This is a genomic window from Allobosea sp. GW821-FHT03A12, from assembly GCF_058986765.1.
Map to the genome: position 1 here is coordinate 331,863 of NZ_JBYSVZ010000003.1, position 25,528 is coordinate 357,390.

25 protein-coding genes are annotated in these 25,528 nt (G+C 67.5%); 16 read left to right on the plus strand and 9 right to left on the minus strand.

The genetic code is table 11. From position 1 onward, the window contains the following. The first annotated feature begins 97 nt into the window (after positions 1-97). The 5 genes from AC3WLC_RS09300 to AC3WLC_RS09320 all read left to right on the plus strand — a co-directional run bounded on the left by AC3WLC_RS09300 (position 98) and on the right by AC3WLC_RS09320 (position 4,542). Positions 98-967 carry a fumarate hydratase gene (locus tag AC3WLC_RS09300; protein ID WP_493683640.1) on the plus strand — a complete coding sequence of 290 codons (870 nt, stop codon included), beginning with the start codon at positions 98-100 and terminating at the stop codon, positions 965-967. Then, positions 964-1,599 (plus strand): fumarate hydratase C-terminal domain-containing protein, encoded by a 636-nt coding sequence (locus AC3WLC_RS09305; protein ID WP_493683641.1) that lies wholly within the window; start codon positions 964-966, stop codon positions 1,597-1,599. The genes AC3WLC_RS09300 and AC3WLC_RS09305 overlap by 4 nt, the downstream gene beginning before the upstream one ends. After that, positions 1,599-2,582 carry an NAD(P)H-quinone oxidoreductase gene (locus tag AC3WLC_RS09310; protein ID WP_493683642.1) on the plus strand — a complete coding sequence of 328 codons (984 nt, stop codon included), beginning with the start codon at positions 1,599-1,601 and terminating at the stop codon, positions 2,580-2,582. The genes AC3WLC_RS09305 and AC3WLC_RS09310 overlap by 1 nt, the downstream gene beginning before the upstream one ends. Positions 2,583-2,667: 85 nt before the next feature. Then, on the plus strand, positions 2,668-3,471 hold the full coding sequence (locus AC3WLC_RS09315) for a DNA-binding transcriptional regulator (RefSeq protein ID WP_493683643.1): 804 nt from the start codon (positions 2,668-2,670) through the stop codon (positions 3,469-3,471). Positions 3,472-3,558: 87 nt separating this feature from the next. Beyond that, positions 3,559-4,542, plus strand: coding sequence for a Bug family tripartite tricarboxylate transporter substrate binding protein (locus AC3WLC_RS09320; protein ID WP_493683644.1), 984 nt, complete (start codon positions 3,559-3,561; stop codon positions 4,540-4,542). Between the two features lie 294 nt (positions 4,543-4,836). Here the strand turns inward: AC3WLC_RS09320 and AC3WLC_RS09325 are convergent, their stop codons facing one another. From AC3WLC_RS09325 to AC3WLC_RS09335, 3 genes are read right to left on the minus strand one after another with little or no spacing between them, the layout of a single operon-like run. Next, positions 4,837-5,763: a DUF6282 family protein gene (locus AC3WLC_RS09325; RefSeq protein ID WP_493683645.1), complete on the minus strand. Its 927-nt coding sequence runs from the start codon at positions 5,761-5,763 to the stop codon at positions 4,837-4,839. An 11-nt stretch (positions 5,764-5,774) separates the two neighbouring features. Further along, a complete protein-coding gene (locus AC3WLC_RS09330; protein WP_493683646.1) occupies positions 5,775-6,692 on the minus strand; it encodes a cupin domain-containing protein in 918 nt (305 codons plus the stop codon). 13 nt (positions 6,693-6,705) lie between these two features. After that, positions 6,706-7,506 (minus strand): HpcH/HpaI aldolase family protein, encoded by an 801-nt coding sequence (locus AC3WLC_RS09335; RefSeq protein WP_493683647.1) that lies wholly within the window; start codon positions 7,504-7,506, stop codon positions 6,706-6,708. 187 nt (positions 7,507-7,693) lie between these two features. Between AC3WLC_RS09335 and AC3WLC_RS09340 the strand changes: the two genes are divergently transcribed. The 3 genes from AC3WLC_RS09340 to AC3WLC_RS09350 all read left to right on the plus strand — a co-directional run bounded on the left by AC3WLC_RS09340 (position 7,694) and on the right by AC3WLC_RS09350 (position 10,671). Next, on the plus strand, positions 7,694-8,704 hold the full coding sequence (locus tag AC3WLC_RS09340; protein ID WP_493683648.1) for an amino acid ABC transporter substrate-binding protein: 1,011 nt from the start codon (positions 7,694-7,696) through the stop codon (positions 8,702-8,704). Beyond that, the gene (locus tag AC3WLC_RS09345; protein ID WP_493683649.1) at positions 8,704-9,762 is read left to right on the plus strand and encodes an Ldh family oxidoreductase; all 1,059 of its coding nucleotides are present in this window, start codon (positions 8,704-8,706) and stop codon (positions 9,760-9,762) included. The genes AC3WLC_RS09340 and AC3WLC_RS09345 overlap by 1 nt, the downstream gene beginning before the upstream one ends. A 123-nt stretch (positions 9,763-9,885) precedes the next feature. Beyond that, positions 9,886-10,671 (plus strand): SDR family NAD(P)-dependent oxidoreductase, encoded by a 786-nt coding sequence (locus tag AC3WLC_RS09350; protein ID WP_493683650.1) that lies wholly within the window; start codon positions 9,886-9,888, stop codon positions 10,669-10,671. 34 nt (positions 10,672-10,705) lie between these two features. Here AC3WLC_RS09350 and AC3WLC_RS09355 read toward each other — a convergent pair whose 3' ends face one another. From AC3WLC_RS09355 to AC3WLC_RS09375, 5 genes are all read right to left on the minus strand, one after another. After that, complete coding sequence (locus AC3WLC_RS09355; RefSeq protein WP_493683651.1) at positions 10,706-12,226, minus strand: methyl-accepting chemotaxis protein; 1,521 nt, start codon at positions 12,224-12,226, stop codon at positions 10,706-10,708. Positions 12,227-12,398: 172 nt separating this feature from the next. Continuing rightward, positions 12,399-13,301: a cell wall hydrolase gene (locus AC3WLC_RS09360; protein WP_493683652.1), complete on the minus strand. Its 903-nt coding sequence runs from the start codon at positions 13,299-13,301 to the stop codon at positions 12,399-12,401. A gap of 179 nt (positions 13,302-13,480) precedes the next feature. Beyond that, the gene (locus tag AC3WLC_RS09365; protein WP_493683653.1) at positions 13,481-15,235 is read right to left on the minus strand and encodes an ABC transporter permease; all 1,755 of its coding nucleotides are present in this window, start codon (positions 15,233-15,235) and stop codon (positions 13,481-13,483) included. Further along, complete coding sequence (locus AC3WLC_RS09370; RefSeq protein WP_493683654.1) at positions 15,232-16,281, minus strand: ABC transporter substrate-binding protein; 1,050 nt, start codon at positions 16,279-16,281, stop codon at positions 15,232-15,234. Before AC3WLC_RS09370 ends, AC3WLC_RS09365 begins: the two co-directional genes overlap by 4 nt. A gap of 164 nt (positions 16,282-16,445) precedes the next feature. Continuing rightward, positions 16,446-17,249: an alpha/beta fold hydrolase gene (locus AC3WLC_RS09375; RefSeq protein ID WP_493683655.1), complete on the minus strand. Its 804-nt coding sequence runs from the start codon at positions 17,247-17,249 to the stop codon at positions 16,446-16,448. A gap of 222 nt (positions 17,250-17,471) precedes the next feature. Between AC3WLC_RS09375 and AC3WLC_RS09380 the strand changes: the two genes are divergently transcribed. The 5 genes from AC3WLC_RS09380 to AC3WLC_RS09400 are packed head-to-tail and all read left to right on the plus strand — an operon-like array spanning position 17,472 to position 22,014. Further along, positions 17,472-18,632 (plus strand): thiolase family protein, encoded by a 1,161-nt coding sequence (locus AC3WLC_RS09380; protein WP_493683656.1) that lies wholly within the window; start codon positions 17,472-17,474, stop codon positions 18,630-18,632. A gap of 3 nt (positions 18,633-18,635) precedes the next feature. Next, positions 18,636-19,034: a Zn-ribbon domain-containing OB-fold protein gene (locus tag AC3WLC_RS09385; protein ID WP_493683657.1), complete on the plus strand. Its 399-nt coding sequence runs from the start codon at positions 18,636-18,638 to the stop codon at positions 19,032-19,034. Positions 19,035-19,060: 26 nt separating this feature from the next. Beyond that, positions 19,061-19,792: a dienelactone hydrolase family protein gene (locus AC3WLC_RS09390; protein WP_493683658.1), complete on the plus strand. Its 732-nt coding sequence runs from the start codon at positions 19,061-19,063 to the stop codon at positions 19,790-19,792. Between the two features lie 45 nt (positions 19,793-19,837). After that, positions 19,838-20,863 carry a CoA transferase gene (locus AC3WLC_RS09395; protein WP_493683659.1) on the plus strand — a complete coding sequence of 342 codons (1,026 nt, stop codon included), beginning with the start codon at positions 19,838-19,840 and terminating at the stop codon, positions 20,861-20,863. Continuing rightward, entirely contained in the window at positions 20,860-22,014 is a 1,155-nt protein-coding gene (locus AC3WLC_RS09400; RefSeq protein WP_493683660.1) for a CaiB/BaiF CoA transferase family protein, read from the plus strand. Before AC3WLC_RS09395 ends, AC3WLC_RS09400 begins: the two co-directional genes overlap by 4 nt. Before the next feature lie 19 nt (positions 22,015-22,033). On the opposite strand, the gene gcvA is transcribed toward AC3WLC_RS09400, so the two are convergent. Continuing rightward, positions 22,034-22,987 (minus strand): transcriptional regulator GcvA, encoded by a 954-nt coding sequence (gcvA, locus tag AC3WLC_RS09405; RefSeq protein WP_493683661.1) that lies wholly within the window; start codon positions 22,985-22,987, stop codon positions 22,034-22,036. A 238-nt stretch (positions 22,988-23,225) separates the two neighbouring features. Here gcvA and AC3WLC_RS09410 point away from each other — a divergent pair, with 238 nt between their 5' ends. Genes AC3WLC_RS09410 through AC3WLC_RS09420 form a run of 3 tightly spaced genes read left to right on the plus strand, consistent with a single transcriptional unit; the run spans position 23,226 to position 25,450 of the window. Further along, entirely contained in the window at positions 23,226-23,891 is a 666-nt protein-coding gene (locus AC3WLC_RS09410; RefSeq protein ID WP_493683662.1) for a glutathione S-transferase N-terminal domain-containing protein, read from the plus strand. Beyond that, positions 23,888-25,057, plus strand: coding sequence for a thiolase family protein (locus tag AC3WLC_RS09415; protein WP_493683663.1), 1,170 nt, complete (start codon positions 23,888-23,890; stop codon positions 25,055-25,057). Before AC3WLC_RS09410 ends, AC3WLC_RS09415 begins: the two co-directional genes overlap by 4 nt. Positions 25,058-25,063: 6 nt before the next feature. Next, positions 25,064-25,450 (plus strand): Zn-ribbon domain-containing OB-fold protein, encoded by a 387-nt coding sequence (locus tag AC3WLC_RS09420; protein ID WP_493683664.1) that lies wholly within the window; start codon positions 25,064-25,066, stop codon positions 25,448-25,450. Positions 25,451-25,528 lie beyond the last annotated feature (78 nt).

Consider the following 25,528-nt stretch of genomic DNA (forward strand, 5'->3'; position numbering starts at 1 on the left):
GGCAGGCGGTCTCGATTTCACCTCGCGAAACGCGACGTGGGCGCCAAGCCGACTTCTATCATTCGACTAGTTTCACGCCGTCGAACGGACGGTGCGCATGGCAATCACCTACGAGCTGGTCAAGGAGGTCACGGCCAATCTCTATGATTGGTCGCTGCGCCGTATTCCTGAATCCTCCAAGGCCGAGTTCCGCAAGGCGCTGGCGACGGAAACCGAGCCGCAGGCGCGCCAGACGCTCGCCTTCATGTTGGACAGCGCCGAGCGCGCCGAGACAACCGGCAAATTCCTCTGCTCCGATGCCGGCGTGCCGAGCTACTCGATCAAGATCGGCTCCGGCGCGCGGATGGAAGGCGACATCCGCCAGGCGATCGTCGATGGCTTTGCCGAGCTCACTCGCACGATCCAGCCGCCGCTGTTGCGCTTCGTCACCAACCCCTTGACCAATGAGCGCAGCTTTCACGGCAAGGATATGCCGCTGGTCTCCTGGGATCTCGTCGGCGAGGGCGACTATCTCGACATCACCTGCGCGCCCAAGGCGCTCGGCGGCGGGCGCTGGGCCGCGGTCGAGATACTGGTCAGCCCGAGCCTCGACGAGATCGAGCGCTGCATCCTGGAGATCGTGCTCAGGGCAGGCGGCCAGCATTGCCCACCGGTGGTGATCGGCGTCGGCATCGGCGGCACCTTCGACCATGCGGCGAAGCTCTCCAAGGACGCGACCCTGCGTCCCTTCGGCGAACGCAATCCCGAGCCGATGGTCGCGGATATGGAGGAGCGCCTGACCCGCGCGGTCAATCAGATGGGCTTTGGCCCAATGGGCGTCGGCGGCGCGACCACGACCTTCGGGGTCCATGTCGAATACGCCTCCGGCCACGGCTTCACCCCGGTCGCGGTCTCGTTCAACTGCTGGATCAACCGGCGGACGCGGGCGCGGATCTATAATTCCGGCGTGGTGGAGCGGATCGAATGACGAGCCCGTCTCCCATCCGTCTGACCCTGCCGCTGACGCCCGAAGCGGCGCGCGCGCTCAAGGTCGGCGACGTCGTGCTGCTCGACGGCGATGCGGTCGCGACCGTCGGCATGCCGACCCAGAAGCGCATGGTCGCGGAGGTCGAGGCCGGCCGCGAACTGCCGCTCTCGCTGCGCGACGGCGCCTTCTTCCATATGGGCGTGAGCTATGAGGACGACGGCGGCCGACCCGGCGCGGTCCATTACGTCAACCCGACGACATCGAGCCGCTTCAACCATCTGATGCCGACACTGATCCGGGGCCTGCGCCTCACCGCGACCGGCGGCAAGGGTGGGCTCTCGCAGGACAGCGTAGACGCCATGCGTGAGGTCGGCTGCGTCTATTTTTCCTTCGTAGGCGGTGCCTCGGCCCTGCTGAGTGAGGGCGTCGAGGCGGTGACCGATTGCGCCTGGCGCGACCTGATCATGCAGTTTCGCCTCAACCGGCTGCGGCTAAGCGGCTTCGGCCCGGTGATCGTCGCGATCGATGCCCATGGCAACTCGATCTATGAGCGCCTGATGATGTCTGCCCGCGAGCGCCTGCCGGAGATCATGCGCTCCCTCCGCCCTTCACAGAACAACGAGACCGACTGATGCAAGCGATCGAGATCACCAGGCCGGGCGGCCCCGAGGTCCTCGCCTTCTGCGACCGCCCCGTGCCGGCGCTCGGCGCGGGCGATGTGCTGATCCGCGTGCGGGCGGCGGGCGTGAACCGGCCCGACATCCAGCAACGGCGCGGCCTCTATCCGCCGCCGCCCGGCGCGACCGATCTGCCGGGGCTCGATGTTTCCGGTGTGGTCGAGGCTGTCGGCGCCGAGGTCAGCTGGCCGAAGGTCGGTGATGCCGTCTGCGCGCTCGCCAATGGCGGCGGCTATGCCGAGTTTTGCGCCGTGCCGGCCCTGCAATGCATGAAGCTGCCGAAAGGCTTCTCCTTCGCTGAGGCAGCGGCGTTGCCGGAGGTGTTCTTCACCGCCTGGAACAATGTGATCTGGCTCGGTCGTTTGGCCGATGGCGAGACGCTTCTGGTCCAGGGCGGCACCAGCGGCGTCGGCATGGCTGCGATCCAGATCGCCAAGCAGTTGCGCGGTGCCCGGGTGATCGCGACCGCCGGCACTGCCGAGAAGCGCGCGGTCTGCCTGGAGATCGGCGCCGATCTCGCCGTCGATTACCGCGCCGACTGGGTCGCCGAGATCGAGGCTGCGATCGGCAAGGAGAAGGTCGATGTCGTCCTCGACGCGCAGGCCGGGCCCTACACGGAAAAGCAGCTGCAATTGCTGGCGCCCGATGGCCGCGTCGTGCTGATCGCCAGCCATCTCGGCCAGATGGCCGAGGTCAATGTCCGCAACATCGTCCGCCGCCGGCTGACCCTGACCGGCTCGACGCTGCGGCCGCGCGATGCCGCCTATAAGGGGCGGATCGCGGCCAAGCTGGTTGAGAAGGTCTGGCCGCTGCTGGAGAGCGGCGCGATCCGCAGCCATATCTGCGCGAGCTTCGACTGGCACGATGTCCGGGACGCCCATGCGCTGATGGATGCGGGCGATCAGGTCGGCAAGGTCGTGCTGACCATGCCGGAATAGTCCGCCGGGCTGCGCGAATAGCTAGCGAGTTTGGAGAATTCTCATCTAGAACAGCGGTTCGTGCTCGCTTAGCCGGATCCGCAGCGTGTTCTCCTTCGCGCCCGTCCAGTCCGTTCTTAAGGCGCTGCGGCTGCTGACCGAGGTCAACCGCTGCAGCGTCGCGACCGTGGGCGAACTGCATCGCCGCACCGGCATGCCGAAGCCGACGATCGTGCGCCTGCTCGAGACACTGATGGAAGCCGGCTATGTCGTGCGCGACGAGCGCATGCGTGGCTATCTCGTGACCTCGCAGGTGGCGCATCTGAGCTCGGGCTTCCATGGCGCGCCGATGGTGATCGAGGCGGCGCGGCCCTGGGCGACCGCGCTGACGCGCCAGATCAAATGGCCCTGCGCCGTCTGCCTGCTCGACTACGACGCCGTGGTCGTGCGCTTCTCGACGATCCCCGACAGCCCGATCTCGCCCTTCCATGCGACGCTCGGCTATCGGCTCAACTTGGGTGGCCGGGCGCTCGGGCGCGCCTATCTCGCCTTCTGTCCGGACGAGGAGCGCGAGGTCTTGCGCGCCGCCATGCGCAGCTCGGCCGAGCCCGAGAACAGCAGCCTCTCCGACGAGGAGGTCGAGCGCATGATCGAGCAGGCGCGCTGGCGCGGCTATACCGAGCGCGATCCCGCCGCCGAGCCGAAGAATTCCGCGACGATCGCGGTGCCGATCAAGCTCGGCGAGCGCGTGCTCGCGACCTTCGGCGTCACCTTCTTCCGCGCTGCGGTACCCAATCCCGAGGACAAGGCCAGGATCATCCATCCGCTGAAGAAGGCAGCGGCGAATATCGAGGCGCAATTGGAGGCGCTCTCGCAATCCATGGGCGTCGCGTTTCAAGGGGAGAAATAGCGGCGCTTTCCCGAGGGAGGTGCACCGCCCCTGCCTAGTGTCCGGACAACAGCTTCAAAGCGATCTTGTCCGGAGGAAACCTCAATGATGCGGCCGATTTCTCGCCGTGGCTTCATGGCGTCCATGGCGGGCGCCGGTGCGCTGGCCGCTAGCGGGCAGGCCTTCGCCGACACCTGGCCGAGCCGGCCGGTCACCATCGTCGTGCCATTCCCGGCGGGTGCCTCGACGGACGTCGTTGCGCGCCTGCTGGCGGAGAGATTGCGCAGCGAGCTCGGCCAGGGCTTCGTCGTCGAAAACAAGACCGGCGCCGGCGGCAATATCGCGGCGACCGGCGTCGTCCGGGCGGCGGCGGATGGCTACACGTTGCTGTTCTCGTCGTCGGGGCCGCTCGCCACCAACAAGTTACTCTACAAGAAGCTGACCTTCGATCCGCTCGCCGATTTCGCCCCGGTGGCGCTGCTCGGCGACGTCCAGGGCATCGTCGCGGTCCATCCCTCGCTGCCGGTCAAGTCCTTCGCCGAGCTCGTCGCCTACGGTAAGGCCAATCCCGGCAAGCTCACCTTCGGCAGCCCCGGCTTCGGCCTGATGGGCCATGTCACCGGCGAGCTGATCCAGCGCAAGGCCGATTTCCAGATGACGCATGTGCCCTATCGCGGCTCGGCCCCGCTCTCGACCGACCTGCTCGCGGGCACGGTCAATGTCGCCATCGACTTCATCCCGGCCTATATCCCGCATGTCAAAATTGGCGCGATCCGCGCGCTCGCGGTGACCAGCGACCAGCGCGCCCCGCAACTGCCGGAGGTGCCGACCCTGGCCGAGGCGGGCTTGCCGGATGTCAACGCGACCGGCTGGTTCGCCATGGTCGGGCCGAAGGGGCTGCCGGAGCCGATCGTGACGCGCATCGCCGCGATCACGCGGGCCTATGTCGAGAGCGCCGAGGGGCGCGAGAAGCTCGCGACGATCGGCGTGCGCTCGCTCAGCGGCGATGCCGCGGCGGTGCGCAACGCGCAGACGCAGGAAGTGGCGAAATGGGCGGATGTCGTGAAGGCTGCGCAGATTTCGCTGGATTGAGGTTTTTGTTCGCTGCAGCGAACGGAAATAAGCGCGGAAGTCTCCGCACGCGATATCGTGGCACGAGGCTGATCGTCGGCCTCCTCCCTTCCCCCTTGTGGGGAAGGGTTGGGGATGGGGGTGGTGCCGCCTGGTGACCACCGTCAGACAATGGCGCTGGCAGCAGCGATAACGCTATCAATCTCCGCCGATCGCTTCGGCTTTGCGACCCCCCCTGCCCCTCCCCACAAGGGGGAGGGGTCCCCCGCGCTCGGCTTCTGAGGCAAGCGTTCAATCGGATGAGGTGTGGACGCCCTACGCCTCCAACCCCAGCAACTCCGCTGCATGCCCGCCGGTCAGGCGCTTGATCTCGGCCTCCGTGAACTGCAGGTCGAGCAGATGGCCGACGATCTCGCGATAGCCGTCGATCGGGCGCGGCGAGCCCGTGAGGCCAAGATCCGAGCAGAGCACGGTGTTCTCGACGCCGGCGACCTCGATCACCCGGCGCAGCTCCGGCGGCTCGAATTTCTTCGACTTGCCTTCGACGAACATGCAGATCGAATGCTCCATCACCGCGCCGAGCGCGACGAGGTCGCGGATCTCCGCATCGCTGCAGTTGTTGACCATGTAGGTCGGATGATTGACCAGCAGCTTCCTGACGGCGCGCGCCTTCGCCTCCTCGAACACGGCGAAGAGCTCGGGCGTCGAGAGATGCCCGCCGGCGAGGATGATGTCGCCGGCCGCGATAAGGTCGAGGATCAGCTTGACGTCGTCGGTGAGCTTGCCGTCGGCGCCGATCGGCGTCAGCGGGATCGGATCGAGCATCTTCTGCGCGGTCTTCGGGAAGGTTTTCACCGCACCGGAGGCGAGCACGTCGATATGGTTCTTGGCCGAGAGCGTCGGCATCCAGACGATTTTGCCGCCGAGCTTGATGGCGTGGTCGACCGCATGCGGGTTGAAGCCGCCCGAGGCGTTGTTGAGCGCGATGCCCGAGAACAGCCTGACGCCGGTGTTCGGCACCAGTTTCTCGAGCAGGATCGAATGGGCGGTGCCGAGGTAGAAATGGTCCTTGTAAACGACGGCGCGGAACTTCGCCGCGGCGGCGTCGAGCATCGCCTCGTGATGGTCGAGGATGCGCGGCATCGCGGCCGGGCCGCTATGGCAATGCAGGTCGACGGCGCCGACCAGGAGGTCGGCGATCTGGCGGCTGCGCGCGTCGGTGGTCTGGGTCGTGGCGGTCATGTCGCAGGCCCTCAAGCGGTTTCGCCGGGCATCGGATAGTCCGCGGCGTTGATGACCCAGCCGGGCTTCTGCGAGAAGTCGAGGCGGGGCGGCGAGAAGATGTCGATCATCTGGTTCAGCCCGGGCAGGACCGAGCGCGAGGTGTGGATCGAGGGCGGCGGGATCACGGTCAGCGACGGTGCCGCCATCAATTCGTGCTCGTCCTCGCGCCAGATCCGCATGTCCGGCGTCCAGGGCCAGCGGATGTCGTGGACATAGCCGCCATCGATCACGAGGGAGCCCTGCTCGAAATCATCATGGTGATGCGGCGAGAGCGCGGTGACGTCGCGCAGGCCAAGGCGCGGGTCGAGCATGTTCACCATCAGCGTGGTGCAGCGGAAGATGCGGCCGAAACGGCCCTCGCCGCCGCCGGCATCGAGGCTGTAGGCGCGGACCTTGAATCCGCCACGCGGCTCCGGCCAGGGTTGGAGCAGCGCGACATTGGCATGGGGCTGCGCATAGGAGGCGGCATTGGAGCAGGCCGCCGCAAGGTCGGCGGCGACGCTGGAGAAGATGCGGATGACACGCCCGGCGCCCTTCAGCGTGATGCGCGAGGCGCCAGGCGGCACGAAGACGATCGAACCGCCCGCGACCTCGACCGTCTCGGTCCCGGCCGTGACCGTCGCCTCAAGCTCCTTCTCGGGCAGGATCAGGCAGTATTCGTCCGGCTGGTCCGCGCGCGCCAGCTCGGCGCCGGGCTTCACGTCCGAATAGGCGACGATGAAGTTCTGGCCGCGCGCCAGCCAGGTGCGCTCGCTCTCGTTCGCCTGCTGCGGCTCTTCCGCGTAGAAGCGGGCATAGTCGGCGCCGGCATAGGCCTTGACCGGGGCGGCCTTCGCCGCTGCCGGAGCGGCGAGCTTCGAGCGCGGATCGCTGGAGGGATAGCTCACGGATCGATGTCTCCTATAGGGAACCTGGGTTCTCGACCCGGCTCCTGGCTGCCTGCATCTGCGCCAGGGTTTCACTCGCGGCCTTGCGCAGAAAACCCTGGTCGGAGGAGAGGATGAAGGCGCTGGCGCCGCGCTCGGCGAACCCCGCGGATTCCTCGCCATTGTCGGTCATCACGCAGACCGGCTTGCCGGCCTTCTTGGCAGCGCTGAGGATCCTATCGACCGCGTCGCGGACCTCAGGCGCATCGCGGGTCGGCGCACCAAAGGCGACGGTGAGGTCGCCGCGCCCGATGAAGACGGCGTCGAGCCCCTCGACGGCGAGGATGGCGTCGATCTCACCCAGCGCCGACGGGTCCTCGATCATCGCGATCGTCGCCACCGACGCATCGGCCGCGTCGACGAGGTCCCACATCTTGCTGCCGCCATAGCGGCCGGCGCGGGTGACGCCGGAGAAGCCGCGCTTGCCGCCGCGATAGCGGCAGGCCGCGACGAGGGCTTCAGCATCTGCGACGCTCGCGACATGCGGGGCGAGGATGCCGACCGCGCCGCAATCGAGCGAGGCCTGGATCGCGTCGCTGGTCAGCGTCGGCACGCGCACGACCCCGGCGACGCCGGCCGCCCGCGCCGCCAGCAGTACGAGATCGGTGGTGACGCGGTCGAAGGGGGCGTGCTCCTGGTCGACGACGATGAAGTCGAAGCCGCTATTGCCGAGAATCTCGGTCGCATGCGGGCTCGGCGTCTTGACGAAGCTCCCCGCCAGGAAGGCGCCGCTGACGAGGCGTTTGCGGAAGCTGGACTGGGCGGATGTCTGCATGGTTTGCCGTACCGATGTCGATGACCGGATGATGGCACTCCCGTTCCCGGATATGGCCGGAAGTCCCGGCGTTTCACATCTCGAAATCAGCCGAGGCGCGCGCCTCCTGCGTCAGAAAGCCGTCAGGATCGCCCTGGGATCTGACGGGGAAACGTCGGATACGACACTCAGGGGGAAGGGTATCCGAATGAAGACTCGCTTGTTGCTGATCGCCGGCCTGATGGCCGCCTGCGCCATGCCGGCCGCCGCCGGCACGCTCGAGACCGCCAGGAGCCGCGGCGAGATGATCTGCGGCGTCAGCCCGGGCGTCGCCGGCTTCTCGGTGCCGGACGAGGCCGGGCGCTGGGGCGGCTTCGACGTCGATATCTGCCGGGCCGTGGCCGCCGCCGTGTTCGGCGATGCCGGCAAGGTCCGCTATACCCCGCTCAGCCCGAAGGATCGCTTCGTCAGCCTGCAGAGCGGCGAGATCGACGTGCTCTCGCGCCAGGCGACCTGGACGCTGTCGCGCGACACCCAGATGGGCCTGCGCTATGTCGGCGTCGGCTACTATGACGGCCAGGGCTTCATGGTCCGCAAGTCGCTGAACATCAAATCGGCGAAGGAGCTCAACGGCGCCTCGGTCTGCGTGCCGACCGGCACGACCACCGAGCTCAACATCGCCGATTATTTCCGGGCCAATGGCATGAAGTTCGAGGGCGTCGCCTTCGAAGCCGGCGACCAGGTCGCCAAGGCCTTCGAATCCGGCCGCTGCGACGTCTTCAGCAACGACGTCTCGGCGCTCTCGGCCTATCGGCTGAAGCTGGTCAACCCGACGGAATACGTAATCCTGCCGGAGCTGATCTCGAAGGAGCCGCTCGGCCCGGTGGTGCGCCAGGGCGACGAGACCTGGACCAGCATCGTGCGCTGGTCGCTCTATGCCATGCTCGTCGGCGAGGAGCTCGGCGTCACCTCCGCCAATGCCGAGGAACAGAAGAAAACTGGCTCGCCCGAAGTCCAGCGCCTGCTCGGCACTACCGGCAATCTCGGCGAGTCGATGGGCCTCAAGCCGGATTGGGCGCTGCAGATCATCAAGCAGGTCGGCAATTACGGCGAAGTCTATGAGCGCAATGTCGGCAAGGGCTCGAAGCTCGGAATCGAGCGCGGCCTCAACAAGCTCTGGACCCAAGGCGGCCTGCAATACGCGCCGCCGGTGCGCTGATGCCGATGTCGGGCCGCTATCCCGCTGAGGCGCTGAGCCGCTTCGCCGCCGCCCTGCTGGAGGCGGCCGGGACGCCGCCCGACAATGCCGCTTTGGTGGCCGAGGCCCTCGTCGATGCCGATATCGAGGGCCTGGCCTCGCATGGCCTGCTGCAGCTGCCGATGTATCTGGAGCGGATCGCGCGGGGCTCCGTCGATCCGGCAGCCATTGGCGAGATCGTCGTCGATGCGGGCGCGCGCCTGACGCTCGATGCTCAAAACGGGCTCGGCCATGTCACGGCCGAGCACGCCTGCGAGATCGCGATCGCCCGTGCCGCCGAGCATGGCGTCGCCATCGCCGCCGTCCGCAACGCCTTCCATTTCGGCGCGGCCGGGCGCTTCGCCCGCAGGATCGCGCTCGCCGGCAAGATCGGCATCGTCATGGCCAATACCCGCCCGATGCTGCCGGCGCCGGGCGGGGCCGAGGCGGTCGTCGGCAACAACCCGCTGGCGATTGCCATCCCGACCGGCGGCGAGCCCATCGTGCTCGACCTTGCCATGAGCGCCGGCGCGATGGGCAAGGTCCGGCTGGCGGCGAGCAAGGGCGAGCCCATTCCCGAAGGCTGGGCCCAGACCGCCGAGGGGCTGCCGACCCGCGACGCAGCCGAAGCGATCAAGGGCGTGCTGCTGCCGGCGGCGGGGGCGAAGGGTTTCGGTCTCGCCGTGATGGTCGATCTTCTCGCCGGCGGCCTGTCGGCCGGCGGCATCGGCGCCGAGGTCCAGCCGCTCTATGGCGATCTCGCCCGGCCCTATGGCAGCGCCAACCTCATCATGGCAATCGAGATCGAAGGCTTCAGGCCGGTCTCAGACTACGAAGCGGCTGCAACGGGCTTCGCCGATCGCATCCGGCAGTCGAAGCCGACTCCGGGCGCCGCTCCGATCCGTATGCCCGGCGATCGCGCTGCCAACGCGCGAAAGCGCTTCGATGGCAGCTGTGCGCTGGCCGCGGAGACGCTGGCGGCATTGCATGACCAGGCCCACCGCCTCGGCGTGGCGATCCCGGAGAGTCTCGGCAGCTGAGGCTTATCCAGGACTGGCCGGGCGCAACCAAGCCGGTTTAATTGATATGCAAAACTGATTCTCGTATATCAAACAGCAATCATCGGCATCTGGCCGATCGCCGTGAGGAGGAGAGGCAGCATCATGCCAGCGCAATCGTCCCGTGCTCCAGCCCTTTCCGGCAAGGTCGCGATCGTCACCGGCGGCGGCACCGGCATCGGCCTGGCGATCGCCAGGACGTTCGTCGCCGAGGGCGCGCAAGTGGTGATCGCCGGACGTTCCCAGGCCTCGCTCGACAAGGCCGCCGCCGGTATCGGCGCGCATGCCATCGCCGCCGATGTCTCGCAGGAGGCCGACGCGGCCAGGCTCGCCGGGGAGACGGCCGCGCGCTTCGGCGGCGTCGACATCCTCGTCAACAATGCCGGCGTGACCGGGCAGGTCGCCAATGCCGAGGATCTCGACATCGCCCAATGGGACGAGACCATGGCGATCAACATCCGCGGCACGATCCTGTGCATCAAGCATTGCGTGCCGCTGATGCGGGCCCGCGGCAGCGGCTCGATCATCAACATGTCGTCGCTGATGGGCCTGCGCGGCTATCCGATGCGCAGCGCCTATACCGCGACGAAATTCGCGGTGATCGGCATTACCGAGGCCGTCGCGCAGGAGGTCGGCATCCACGGCATCCGGGTCAATGCGCTCTGCCCCGGTGCGGTCAATGGCGAGCTGATGCAGCGCGTCATCGCCGCCCGCGCCGCCAAGGAGAACCGGCCGGAGGAGGAGATCGTCCGGGTGAACTACACCGACAAGGCGGCGCTGAAGCGCTGGGTCGAGCCGGAGGAGGTGGCGCGCGCCGCTTTGTTCCTGGCGAGCGATCAGTCCTCCTCGATCACCTCCGAGCGTATCAAGGTCGACGCCGGCCGGATGTGATCGGGCGGGGAGCCCGGCAGCACCGGGCGCGAGGTCACGCGGCGCGATTGCGCTGGGCGACTGCAGGGATGGACGGCCTGTGACCGTCTTGCGTCCGGAAGTTGGACACGAGCTGGCCGAGGCGCTCGATCTGCGTCAGCAGCATGCGCGCCGAGGTCGCGCTCTGCTCGGCGAGTACGGAATTCCGCTGCGTGATCTCGTCCATATGGCTGACGGCTTGGCTCATCTCCTCGATGCCGCTGGCCTGCTCGCCCGCCGCGGCCGCGATCTCGCCGACCGTCGTCGAAACCCGGCCGGAGGCGCCGACGATCTGCTCCAGCGTGTCACCGGCGAGCCTGACCAGCCGCACGCCCTCGGTCACTTCGCTGCCGGAGGTACCGATCAGGCCGGTAATGTCCTTGGCGGCTTCGGCCGAGCGCTGGGCGAGGGCCCGGACCTCGGCGGCGACGACGGCAAAGCCGCGCCCGGCATCGCCGGCACGGGCTGCCTCGACCGCCGCGTTCAGCGCCAGCAGGTTGGTCTGGAAGGCGATGCCGTCGATCACGCCGGTGATCTCGGAGATCTTGCTGGAGGCGTCCTCGATCCGGGCCATCGCCGCGATCGCCTCCCGGATGATGCCGCCGCCGGTGCGCGCGACCGCCGTCGCCTCGTCGGCGAGCGCGGTCGAGGCGCGCGAAGCCTGGGCCGAGCTCTTCACCGAAGCGGCGAGCTCCTCGGTCGTCGCCGCGGTCTGCTCAAGCGCCGAGGCCTGCTCCTCTGTCCGTTCGGACAGGTCGGCTGCGCCCGCGCTGATCTCCTGCGAGGACGCGGCGATCGCGGTCGAGCTCGCCTTGATGGTCGCGATCATCTCGCTGAGCTTGGCCATGGCGTCGTTGAAATGCGTGCCGATCATCGCGTATTCGGCCGGCATGTCCTGTGCGATGCGGACGGTGAGATCGCCCTTCGCCAGCGCCGCCATGCCTTCGCTCATCAGGGCTATCGCCTTCTCGCGCTCCGCCGCCTTGGCCTGCTCGCTGGCGCGCGCCTGCGCTTCCGCCTTCAGGCGGGCCGCTTCCGAGGCTTCGAGATAGACCGAGATGGCGTAGTCCATGTCGAGCAGGCAGGCCTTGACGATCGCAGCGATCTCCGCAGCCCGCTGATCCGCCCCCGGCAATTTGGAGCCGAAGCGGCTCTTCGGCCAGCGCACTTCCAGGACCTTGCCGATAAGCTGCGACAGCAGCAGCGCGTAGCCGCCGATATACCAGCGCGGTTCGAGCCCGATCCGGGCATGGACCTGGCCTACGCGGGTGACGGCCGCGACATAGTCCTGGTCGAATTGTCCCTTGGCGATCCCGGCCCAATGCGAGACCTGGCTCGTCTTGGCGCCACCGAGCTGCGCTTCGCTGCGGAAGAGGGCCATCGTCTCCGGAAAGGCCCTGATCTGCGCGTAGAAGGCGTCGAGCGCGCCCGGAAGCGCCGCGACAATCGTTGGCTCGAGATCGCGGAGCCGTTGCCGCGCCTGTCCGTCCAGCTGGAGGAATTCAAGCCGCCGGGCGAGATCGTCGGACGCAGACATCACTTCTTTCCTCAACGCAGCGCCGCCTTGGGCGCAAAAACAGTCGAGGATGCTCTGGAGCCGGCATGATTAACGATTCATGCCGGCAGACAGGTCGGTCGGAGATTCAGAAGGCCGCGCCGCCCCCGAATTGATCTGCATCAACCCGGAGCGGCTTTTGCAGCGGCGCAGCTCAGTCCTGCTGCACGCTGCCACGCAGTCCGCGGGAGGGCGGCATCAGCGCCGCGATCCGGGCGTCGCTCTTCGGCGGCGCGATGAAGGTCCGCGCCAGCCGCTTGGGCATGTCGAGATCGAAAGGCCGGCTCGGCGGCAGCGTCGCATGGCTGACGAGATGCGTGGCCGGGCTGGCGGGGGAGGCTGCGGCCGGAGCCTCCGGCGCGAAGGCCAGCGGCGCATTGGCGAAGGAGGTCGGAACGGAGGAGGCGCTGGCAGCGAGCGGCGCCGGCTCGGTGACTGCGGCGAGCTGGTAGCTCGGCTCCTCGATGCGGCGGCGCTCGGGACGCTCGCCCTTGACATAGAAGGCGTTGCCGCCCGCCACCGTCACATAATGCATGTTGGCATAGGAGAAGCGCAGGCCGGCCATGTGGAAATGCTTGGCGTTGCCGACGGCTTCGTTGCGCTTGCCGGCGAGGATGGCTTCGGCGGCGGCCTCGGCCTTCGGCATGTCGCGCGCCACCATCTGGCGGGTCAGCACGCCCGGTGCGAACTGGCGCGGCGCGCCGACGACGCCGCAGATCGTCGAAGGGTAGCTCGGCGATCCCACCCGGTTCATCACGACCGTGCCGACGCCGAGCAGGCCCGATTCGCTCGACCGGTTCGATTCGAAATACATCGCGCGGACGAGGCATTCCCGCTCGCGCGGGTCGGCCTTGGCGAGCTCGATCGCGCGCTTGCGGGTTTCGTGGGGCTGCTGCTTGGTCGCAGGAGTCCCTGTCGAAGCGGTCTGGACGGGCGAGGTGCTGCAGGCGCCCAGGACCGGCGCAGCCAGCGAGATCAGAAGCGGGATCGCCTTGCGGCCGTGGCGGCTCTTGTCGAGAGAACGAACGGCATCTGCAGCGATCGCGGTCCGCTTCATGCGGTGACCTCCTGATTACGGGATCTAGGCTGCCGCAATCAGCGAGCCATCGTCACCGGCAAGGAAACCCGAACCTCTTACCAGAAAGTTAATTTCGGAAGGAAGAGGCAAAGATGACACGGCTGAACCTGGCCCCTGCCTGTTGTCAGCGCGCCTGATCGCCTGGGATCCGCCTGCTGTCACGCCCCGAAGATCATCGTGCCGCGGCGTTTCATCACCAGGTAGAAGGCCGTCGCGATCGTGCTCATCAGCAGCGACCAGAGCAGGCCGAGCGCCGCGACTTCGCTGAGTTCGCCATTGACGGCGCGGTCGAAGATCGCGACCGCGATGGTCTTGGTGTCGGGGCCGGCAAGGATGATCGCGGTCGAGAGGTCGCGGGCGGCATTGAGGAAGATGAAGACCCAGCCGGCCATGATCGCCGGCCAGAGCAGCGGCATCACGACCTTCAGCAGGATCTTGCCGGGCGAGGCGCCGCAGACCCCGGCCGATTCCTCGAGCTCCTTGTGGATCTGCAAGACGCCGCCATAGGTGTAGCGCATGCCGAAGGGCAGGAAGTGGATGACGAAGGCGATCACGACGATCGTCAGCGTCGAATAGAGCGGAAACGGCGCGCGCAGCGCGACATCCATCATCGCGACGCTGAGCACGATGCCGGGCAGGATCATCGGCAGCGTGATCAACTGGTCGGTGGCGGCGTGGAAGGCCTGCCGGCGCGCGACGAGCCAGCCGCAGACCACCATCAGCGCCATGGTCACGCTCGCCGCGGCGGCGGCCGTGATCAGCGTGTTCACGATCAGCTCGAAATAGCCCTGGCTGCCGAGCACGATCCTGAAATTGTCGAGCGTCAGCGACTTGAAGGCGGCGACGCGGACCGGCCGGACGAAGGGCGTCAGCGCGATCCAGAGCAGGGTCAGGATCGGCAGCACCAGCACGACGATGCAGTTGGCCCAGATCAGCGCGCCGCCGAGCCAGCGCAGGCGCCCGAGCGGCAGGGGGCGTGGCCGGAAGCCCTTGCCGGTCACCGTGGCGAAGCGCGAGGCGTTCAGGGACAGGCGGCTGTAGAGATACATCAGACCGGCGACGAGCACGGTCAAGACGACCGAATAGGCGCTGGCATGGCCGACGCGCGGCGGCACGGCGGCGCGGATGTCGTCATAGATGTCGGTGGTCAGCAGCTTGATGCCGGCCGAGGTGCCGACGAGCTTGGGCACGTCGAAGGCCTGCAGCGTCTTGATGAAGATGAAGAGGCCCGTCGCCAGCGCGGCCGGCGCCGCCAGCGGGATCGAGACACGCAGCACCATGGTCAGGATGCCGGCTCCGCTCATCCGCGCCGCTTCTTCCAGCTCGGCATTGGCGGTGCGGAAACTCGCGGCGAAGAGCAGGAACGACATCGGCAGCCAGCCCAGCGTCTCGATCGCGACCATGCCGGCGATCGAGTTGACGGCGAACAGGTTGCCGCCATTGCCGGTGAGATTGCGGTAGAGCTCGTTGAACGGGCCGACCGGGCCGAGCAGGAAGAGCCAGGCCGGGACATAGATGATCAAGGGGATGCCGAGCGACACCACCGTCATCAGATAGGCGAGCGAGCGGTGCGGCGCGTCGGTCCGCTCCACCACCCAGGCGAGCGAGGCGCCGAAGAGAAGCGAGAACAGCGTCGACAGCGCCGCGAACTGGATCGAGTTCCAGCCGCTGGCGAGGATGCCCTTCTCGCTGACCAGATGTGCGAAGTTGTCGAGGGTGAAGGCGCCGTGCGAGCCGTCGGGGTTCATCACGAACAGGCTGTTCTGGATGAGCGTGACGACGGGCGGCAGCACCAGACAGGCGATGACGAGCAGCATCGCCAGCGCCGATAGGTTGGTCTGCGCCGGGCGTTTGGCCAGCCCGGCGCGGAGTTGCTGCGGCAGCGCCGCGGCAACGTCGATGACTTCGGTCATTTGAACAGCTCGTCGTAGATCTTCAGCCAGCCCGCCAGCGGCTCGCTCTCCTGCGAGGAGATTTCCGGCGCGAGCAGGGTCGAGGTGAAGTTGCCGGTCACCGGGCCGATCGAGGGATCCTTCGGTGGCACGTCGGGATTGCCCGGCGGATAGCCGGCCTCGGCGATGATCTTCTGGCCGTCATCGGAGAACATGAATTCGAGGAAGAGCTTGGCGGCGTTGGGGTGCGGTGCGCCCTTGGCCAGCGCGATGACGCCGAGATTGGCGACGAGCGGCTCCATCTTGACCCAGGCGATCGGGGCCTCCTTGGCCCGGCTGATCACCGCGTGATGATTATAGGTCATCAGGCCGATCGCGTATTGGCCGGAGATCACCTTGTCCAAGATGACGCGCTGGTTGCCGGGCTCGCGCACGATCTTCTGCTTCGAGAGCTCGCGCAGATAGGCCATGCCCTTGTCCTGCCCCATCACCGAGAGGACGTTGCCGATGAAGCCGGGCGGGCCGGAAATGGCGCGGGTATCGGTCCAGACCATCTTGCCGCGCCATTTCGGGTCGAGCAGGTCGTCATAGGTCTTGGGCGCCTCGGCCGCCTTGACCAGGTCGGTGTTGTAGGTCGTCGTCAGATAGAGTGCGTAGATGCCGGAATAGAGCTGGCTCTGCGGCTTGAAGGTCGGTGCATATTTGCCGAGCGCATCGGGCACGAACGGCTCGATCAAGCCGGCCTTGCTCAACGGCGGGATCGAGGTTCCCGGCGAGTCGAACAGGTCGACCTCCATCTTGCCTGCCCGTGCCTGGCTGGTGATCTTCAGCACCGTGTCGGAATCGCCTGTGGTCGCATAGCGGACCTCGATGCCGTATTTAGCCTGGAACTTCTCGGCGAGCGGGCGCACCACCTGGCTGACCACCATGCCGGTGTACCAGACGAGCTGGCGCTCGGCCTTGGCCTTGGCGATCAAGTCGGCAGCCGGCTGGCTCTGGGCGAAGCCGGCAGTCGGCAACAGCGCGAGCGTGCTCGCCCCGGCGATGAAGCCGCGTCTGGTCTGCATGTCCTTCCTCCCAATCCTCACGCAGCGCCGGTGCGGCGCTCGAGCTCCTGGCGGTCTAACGCCGCCGTTCTGCTCCCTGAAGTCGAGAGGGGAGCACTAGGCGAAACTGCCTGTCCGACCGTGGCCGGTCAAACGAGTAAACGAGACAGGCGTATGAGGAATTCTCAATAGTTGGAGGCTTGATCACTCGTAGGTTGAGCATTCGACAAGCCGGTTCGTGCGAGGAAGTTCTGCAGTGTTGCCACGATGAGCTCAGGCGTGTCGATCGCCATGACGTGACCGGTCTCCAGCACCAGGAATTCGGCTCCCGCGATCCTGGCGGCGACGCACGCGACATGCTCCGGCGGGCGGGCGGCATCCTGGCGCCCGGCGACGACGAGGGTCGGGCAGCGTATCGCCGCCAGATCGGCGTCGAGATCGAGCCCGGCGAGCATTCGCCAAGTGGCGGCGAGCCCGGCCGGATCGGCGGCGAGGCGCAGTTCCTCATAGCGTGTGCGCGGCCTTGCGGCCTCGTCGGCGAAGGCTTTGCGGATGCCGAGGCGCTCGATTGAAGCAATCCGCTGCTCGGTCCGTGTCCGCTTCGCCTCGTCCAGCACGGTCGCCGGCGCAAGCAAGGCGAGTGCGGCGATTGCCTGCGGATGGCGCGCGGCGAAGGCGGCGGCCACCGCCGCCCCGACCGCAGCGCCGGCGACGGCGACGGGCCCGGTGATGGCGAGCGCCGCGAGCAGCGAAGCGAGATCGTCGGCCGCCTGCGCGATGGTGTAGGGGCCGGGCGGCTTCTCCGACAGCCCGGCGCCGCGCTGGTCATAGCGCAGCACGCTGGCAAAGGGCGTAAGCAGCGGCACGACTGTGTCCCAGCTCTCCAGCATGCCGCCCATCTCATGCAGCAGCACGATTGTCGCGGGCGGCCCCGCCTTCAGCTCGTAGCGCAGTTGGATGCCGTCGGCCTCGATCCAGCGGTTCGGCATGAAGCGCACCTCCCGCCGCGAGCCTTGGCGTTGTCCCGAGCCGGCGTCAAACGAGGGAAACTGAGCCGGGCTTGAGGAATGCTGCGGCAAGGGCTCTTGTGAGCATTGCTCAATCGCTCTTTCGGTTAAGTCGTTTGACCCTTCGCCGGCGTTGCGAAAAACCTCCGAAGTCTCGTCGGCGGTCCGGCGAGGCTTCCGCGCAAGGCAGGATGAGGTTTCCGCATGACGGGTTCGCTGTCCGGGGTCGCTTCGGTGATCGGCATCGGCCAGAGCGATTGGGTCGGGGACCACCAGCGGGTTCGGGCCGGCGAGCGGCCGCATGATTCCTATGGCTATGGCGCGCAGGCCTTCCTCTCGGCACTGGCCGATTCCGGCATCGCGCGCGACGATATCGACGGGCTGATCGTCGGGCCGACCACGGCCTATGAGCGTGTCGGCGAACTGCTCGGTCTCAATGTCTGCTGGGGCGGGCAGGCGGATGCGATGACGGCGGTGATGGAGGCCTGCATGGCGATCCGTTCCGGCCTCGCCTCGGTCGTCGCGCTGGTCTACGGCAACGACCAGCGCTCGGCACAGGTCAATTATGGCGGCCCGGATGCGCAGGGCGGCGGCGCCTTCCTCGCCTATGTCTATCACGCGCCCTGGGGCTTCACCTCGCAGGGCGCGCTCTATGCGATGATGGCGCGCCGCTACATGCATGAGCGCGGCCTGACGGAAGCCGAGCTTGGCGAGGTCGCGGTGGCGCAGCGCCTTGCCGCCTCGCGCAATCCGCGCGCCCTGATGCGCAAGCCGATCACCGTCGAGGATTATCTCGCCTCGCCCTTCATCTGCGAGCCGCTGCATCTCTTCGATTACTGCCTGATCAATGATGGCGGCGTCGCACTGATCATTGCCGAGGCCGGCAAGGCCAAGCGAATTGGCCGGGCTCCGGTCGCGATCAAGGGCGTCGGCCGCTATGACCTCAACCGCGGCGCCACCAGCCTCGAGCCCCGCCTGCTCGATTATTATTTGCCGGCACAGCAAACCGTCGCAGCCCAGGTCTTCGAGATGGCCTCGCTCGGCCCGAAGGACATGGACGCGCTGCAGATCTATGACAGCTTCTCGCTGCATATCCCGCTCGCGCTCGAAGGTTATGGCTACTGCCCGATCGGCGGCGTCGGGCAGTTCATGCGCGAGACCGGCATTTCGCTGGCCAAGGGGCTGCCGGTGAACACCAGCGGCGGGCATCTCTCCGAAAGCTACATGCAGGGCTGGAACCACCAGATCGAAGCGGTCCGGCAGGTCCGTGGCGAGGCCGGCGACCATCAGGTCGAGGGCTGCCGCCACGTCCATTACAGCTCCGATGTCGCCGGCAAGGCGATCTCGATCATCTACGGAACCTGAGCCATGGCGAACAGCCAGCCCGTCGTCACGCTCTACGACGCCCCGATGTGGGAGAGCCTCTCCCGCGAGCGCATGCAGCTCCAGTCCTGCGGCCATTGCGGCACGCTGCGCTACCCGCCGGGGCCGATCTGTTCGGCCTGCACCAGCCTCGACTATCGCTGGACCGATTTGTCCGGTGGCGGGGAGATCCTGTCCTGGGTGCGCTTCCACCGCGCCTATTTCGATGATCATCCGCCGCCCTACAACGCCGTCGCGATCAGGCTCGACGAAGGACCGATCGTCGTCTCCAACCTGCTTGGCCCGGAGCCCGAGGGCGAGTGGATCGGCCGGCGCGTCAGGCTGACCTATCGCCGTCATCTTGATCGCACGCAGCACGCCTTCATGCTGTCCGAGCAACCCTGACGGCGCGCGGTCGCCTGGAGAAGATCATGGTCGAGAAAGACGTTTCCATCGTCACCCGGCACGGCCGGATGCCGGCCTTCGCCGTCAGGCCGGACGGGCCGGGGCCGTATCCGGTGGTGATCCTCTACATGGACGCGCCCGGCATCCGCGAGGAACTGCGCCACATGGCGCGCCGGATCGCGACGGCCGGCTATTACTGCCTGCTGCCCGATCTCTATTATCGGATCGGCACCGTGCGCTTCGACCTGCCGCGACGCGACGAGCGCATGTCGGCCGTGGTCGGCGCCTGCATGCGCTCGATCGACAATGAGCGCACCACCGACGACACCGCCGGCATGCTCGCCTTCCTCGATGGCGAAGCGGAAGCGAATGCCCAGAAGGTCTCCTGCCTCGGCTTCTGCATGAGCGGGCGCTATGTTGTCGCAGCTGCCGCGAAGTTCGGTCCGCGCATCGCGTCCGCCGCCTCGCTCTATGGCGTTGGCCTCGTCACCGAGGATGAGGGCTCGCCGCACAGACTGGTCGCGAAAGTGCCGGGCGAGCTCTATTTCGCCTTCGCCGAGACTGACGGCGCTGCCCCGCCAGCGACGATCGCCGCGTTGCAGGAAGCGCTCGCCGCGACCAGCGTGACGCATGATGTCGACGTCTTCCCGAACAGCGAGCACGGCTACTGCTTCACCGCCGGCCGCTGCTATCAGCCGGAGGCGGCCGAGGCGACCTGGGCCAAGCTCTTCGCGCTCTGGCAGCGGACGCTGGGCTAAGCCCATGACTCCAGCAGCGCCCAGCATGCTCGAGCGGACGCGGCCATGACGGCGCGGCGCCCCTATGCCGGCCTCACCGTCGCCGAGGTGATCTCCGACGCGGCCGATAACGCGCTCGTGCTCGCCGCCGGCATGGCTGGGCGCATCCTCGCCGATCTCGGCGCGGACGTGGTCCGCTGGCAGGGGCGCGAACGCGGCTTCGAGCATAGCACCGAGCTGTTCCTGTCGCGCGGCAAGGCGCTGTCGAGCGAAGGCGAGGCCAAGCTATTCAGCCGTGCTGATGTCGCGCTCGTTGATGGCGCGGTGCTGCGCGAGCGGGGCCGAGCGGGCCTGCCGCCCGTCTCTGCAGTGCTCAGCCTGTTTGGCGGCGCTCTCGCGGAAAGCGACAGGCCGGCGAGTGCCTTCACTGCCGCGGCCTCGGCCGGGCTGCTGGCGATGGTCGGCGATCCCCAGCGCGAGCCCTTGCGTCTCGGTGGGCACCAGGAGGCCTTCGCCCTCGGCCTCTCCGCCTATGCCGGGCTGGCGGCGGCGCTGGTCTCGGCCCGCCCACAAAGCGCGCCCGTCACAATCCGGGCCAGCCTGCTCGAGACCCTGGTCTGGCTGAACTGGAAGGCCGTGCCGCTCGAGGGCTATGATGTCCTGCCCGGTCGGACCGGCGCTGCCGCCGAGTGGCAGGTGCTGCGCTGCGCCGACGGCTATGCCGTGCTGGTCTATCAGGAACCGGATTGGCAGCGATTGAAGGCGGCGCTGGCGGAACCCGCACTGGAGGAGCTGCGCTTTTCGACGCGGGCGAGCCGGCTCGCCTATCTGGGCGAGCTCGCCGCGATCATCGAACGACGCTTCCTGACGCTGACCCGCCGAGAGATCCACGCTTTGGCGCGGCAGCACCGCTTGCCGATCGGGCCGATCTGGAGCCCGGTCGAGGCCTTCGACGAGCCGCACAACCAGGCGCGCGGCCTGTTCGAGCCGCTTGACGCCGATCCCGGCGTGCAGGCGCCGCGCCTGCCGCTCGTCTGGCTTGATCAGACGGCGGCACGACAGGCCGAGCCCGCTATGGGAGCGGCGCGATGAAGCTGCTGGAAGGCTGCCGCGTCCTCGATCTCGGCATCATCACCGCCGGAGCGGCGACCGCCGCCTTGCTCGCCGATTTCGGCGCCGAGGTGATCAAGGTGGAATCGCCGACCTATCGCGACCCGTTCCGCGTCTGGAGTGCGCAGGACGAGCCGGGCGCGATGCCGGCGCTGTTCCGCGCCACCAACCGCAACAAGCGTGCGATCAGCATCGACCTGAAGCGGCCGGAAGGGCAGGCGATCCTGCTGCGCCTCGTGCGCCGGGCCGATGTCGTGGTCGAGAACTTCCGGCGCGGCGTGATGGAAGGGCTCGGGCTGAGCTTCGCGAGGCTACGCGAGGCCAATCCCGACATCATCCTCGCCTCGATCTCGAGCCAAGGCGAGACCGGCCCCGACGCCGGCCATGTCTCCTATGGCTCGACGCTGGAGGCGCTGAGCGGCCTCGCCTGGGTCACCGGCTATGCGGGCGGCAAGCCCGAGGTGTCCGGCCGCGACGTCAACTATCCCGACCAGATCGTCGCGTTGTTCGCGGCGGGGGCGATCGCGACGGCGCTGCGCTCCGTGCGCAAAGGGGAGGGCGGCAGTCATCTCGACCTGTCGCAGCGCGATCTCGCCGCCTTCATGATCGGTGATCGCTTCGCCGCCGCCTCGCAAGGCGAAACCGTCACCCGCCAGGGCAACGCCCAACCGCATTATCCGCTGCAGGACTGTTTCCTTGCCGCCGATGACATCTGGGTGGCGCTCTCGGTGCCGGCCTCGGCTCTGCCGCTGCTGGCGGATGGGCTTGCGGTTGGCGTTTCCGATCGGCCGGGTGGCCTTCGGAAGGCAGCCGCGGCGGCGACCGCGGCCCGATCCGCTGAGGAAGCGGTGAGCTTCTTCGTCGGGCTCGGTGTGCCCGCGGCCATCGTCAATGACGGCAACGGCATGATGGCCGGCTGGGGCGAGGCCTGGCAGCACGCCTTGCAGCGCGACGAGCAAGGCCTGATCGTCAAGGGCTTCCCGCTCCAGGTCGACGAGGAACCGCTCGCGATCGCACGTCCGGCCCCGCAGGTCGGCGCCGACACCCATGTCGTCCTCGCCGAGATCGCCGGCTACAGTCGCAGCGAGATCGCCGATTTCGCTGCTGCCGGCATCATCGAGACTGCGCGCTGAAGCGAGGTGCGCCGGCCGCTCAGGCCGGCACCAGGCTCTCGCCGCCGGGCAGTCGCATATGGCGCAGTGCCGCTTCGTATTCGACCGATTGCCCCAGGATCCAGTCGCGGAATTCAGCGACGCCGGGCTTCTTCACCGCATGCTCGACATAGGTGAGGTAGTAGGCGATGCCGTTGTCGTGGATGAAATCGAACGGCGCGACCAGCCGGCCGGCGTTCAAATCCTCCAGCACCAGCGCCATCTGCCCGATCGCCATGCCGATGCCTTCCATCGCCGATTGATAGGCGAGGGTCGAGCTTTCGAAATAGAGGCCGCGATCGCTTTCGATCTGCTGTCCGCCGGCGGCGTCGAGCCATTCACGCCAGTCATCCGGCCGGACGGTTGAATGGAGCAGCGTCTGCTCGGCGAGGATGTCGATGCGGACCTCTGGACCGAGGCGCTCCAGGAAGGCCGGGCTGCATACCGGGATGAGGGCGCTGCCGGCGAGGCGATGCGAGACAAGGCCCGGCCAGTCGCCGTCGCCCTGCTGGATCGCGATGTCGATGTCGCCCATCGAGAGCTGGTTGATCGGCCGCGGCGAGAGCGAGGTCGCGAGCTGGATTTCCCGCTTCGGATAGAGGCGGTGGAACAGCGGCAGGCGCGGCACGAGCCAGCGCAAGGTGAAGGTCATCGGGCAGTGCACCCGCAGCGAGCTTTCGCCCTGCGCGCCCATCAGCCGCTTGGTGGCGCGCTCCATCTGATCGAAGGCGGTGCCGAGTGCCGCGACATAGTCGTTCGCCTCGGCGGAGATGCGCAGGTCCCGGCCTGTGCGCTCGAACAGCTCCACTCCGAGCACGTCCTCCAGCAGCTTGATCTGCCGGCTGATCGCGCCGGGCGTCACCGAGAGCTCGTCGGCAGCCTTGGTGAAGCTGACATGCCGGCCGGCCGCCTCGAAGGCGCGCAGCGCGTTCAGCGGGGGCAGGCGACGCAGCATATCTCACACGCTTGATGATTTCTCACAGATGGCCTCCCTTTTAGTCGATTGACCATTTTCAGCTTTTCGCGTTGCTTGTGGGTCGCGGGCGATGATGGATCAAATCGCTTGGATCATCAACAGGATGAAGCATGTTTTGCCTCGGTTTCGAGCCGATTTTAATGCAGATGCGAGCGCCGCGGCGGGATTCCGTGGCAGCGCCGTCTCATGTGATTTTTCCTGAGCCTGGACTGGCGAAATGATGAGGCTTTTCTGGTCGCCGCGCTCGCCTTTCGTCCGCAAGGTCCTGGTCGTCGTCCATGAGGTCGGCCTGACCGAAGCGATCGAGCGCGTGCCGATGGTCATCCTCTCGACCCAGCCGAACGACACGCTGCTCGCGCTCAATCCGCTCGGCCAGATCCCGACGCTGGTCACCGAGGGTGGCGAGGCGATCTACGATTCCGTGGCGATCTGCCATTACCTCGACGTCCTGCGCGGCGATGGCCGGCTACATCCGGCAGCCCCCGATGCGCGCACCGCCGCGCTCCGACGCCAGGCCCTCGGCGACGGGCTCTCCTGGCTGCTGCTCAACTGGCTGGGCGAGCGCTCGCGCCGGCAGGGCGAGCAGTCGGCCATGCGCATCGCGGCCGTACACAAGAAGCTGCCGCACATCTTCCGGGCGCTCGAGGCCGAAGCCGCGGCGGCGGACGATAGCTCCTTCGATGTCGGCCATGCCGCGATCGTCGCGGCGCTCGGCTATCTCGATTTCCGCTTCGCGCCGGATTTCCTCTGGCATGAGCGCTATCCGCGCCTGGCGCAGTGGTGGCAGGGCGCGCAGCAGCGTCCCTCCGTCGCCGCGACGGTGCACTACGACGAACTCGCGACGGCCGGCTCTGCCCTGTCGCGCCAGAAGGGCAGGGCATGAGCATCAACGGAGAGGCCTATATCGTCGGCGCCTATGAGCATCCGCTGCGCAAGGCGCCGGACAAGTCGCTGGCGCAATTGCATGCCGAGGTTGCGCTCGGCGCGCTCGCCGATGCCGGGCTGAGCAGGGACGATGTCGACGGTTATTTCTGCGGCGGCGACGTGCCGGGCACCGGCCCGTTCTCGATGGTCGACTATCTCAACCTTCGGGTTCGCCACGCCGATTCCACCAATATCGGCGGTGCCTCCTACATCCTGCACGTCAACCATGCGGCGCAGGCGATCGCGGCCGGGAAATGCGATGTGGCACTGGTCACGCTCGCCGGCCGGCCGCGCAGCGAGGGCGTTCCCAAGGGCGGGCTGAAGCGGGCCGACAGCCCGGTTCAGCCGGACTATGCCTGGGAAACGCCCTTCGGCATGACGATCCTCAACGTCTACGCCATGTGCGCGATGCGCCATATGCACGAATTCGGCACGACTCCCGAGCAGCTGGCCTGGGTCAAGGTCGCCGCCTCGCATCACGCCCAGCACAATCCCAACGCCATGCTGCGCGACCTCGTCACGGTCGACGACGTCCTGAACTCGACGCTGGTCGCCGACCCCCTGCACAAGCTCGATTGCTGCATCGTCTCGGATGGCGGCGGCGCCGTCATCGTCACCCGGCCTGAGATCGCCCGCCAACTGAAGCGCCCGCTGGTGAAGATTCGCGGCGGGGGCGAAGCGGTGAAGCACACCGCCGGTGGCGCGATCGACCTGACCTATTCTGCCGGCCGCTTCAGTGGCGCTGCGGCCTTCGCCGAGGCCGGGCTGACGCCGGCCGACGTCAAATACGCCTCGGTCTATGACAGCTTCACCATCACCGTGATCGTGCAGCTCGAGGATCTCGGCTTCTGCGCCAAGGGCGAGGGCGGCCGCTTCGTCGCCGACGGCAACCTGATCGCCGGCGTCGGCCGCTTGCCGGTCAACACCGATGGCGGGGGCTTGTGCAACAACCACCCGTTCAATCGCGGCGGCATCACCAAGATCATCGAGGCGGTCCGGCAATTGCGCGGCGAGGCGCACCCGGCCGTCCAGGTCGCCAATTGCGACATCGCGCTGGCGCACGGCACCGGCGGCATGCTCGGCACCCGGCATGGCGGCGCCACCCTCATCATGGAGCGGGAGTAAAAGCCCATGTCGGTTCTGCGCGAGGCGTTGGATCACCAGCCCGAGACCAAGGCGTTCTGGAGCGAGCTCGCCGAGGGACGTTTCAAGCTGCGTCATTGCCGTGCCTGCGAGCGGGCGCACTGGTATCCGCGGGCGATCTGCCCGCATTGCGCCAGCCCGGAGACGGAATGGCGGCCGGCGAGCGGGCAGGGCACGATCTACTCCTACAGCATCGCCCGCACTGCGGCCGAGCCCTTCGCCATCGCCTACGTCACCCTCGCGGAGGGGCCGACCATGATGACCAACATCGTCAGCAGCGACTTTGCCGAGATCGCGATCGGCAAAGCGGTCGAGATCGCCTTTGGCCATCAGGTCGAGGACGGCATCACCTTGCCGGTGTTCAGGCTCGCCTGAGGCGGCGCCCGCGCCGGACCCCATTTCGCGGCGTGCTCGATCACGCTGCGCGCGACCATAACGACATCAGAGGAAACG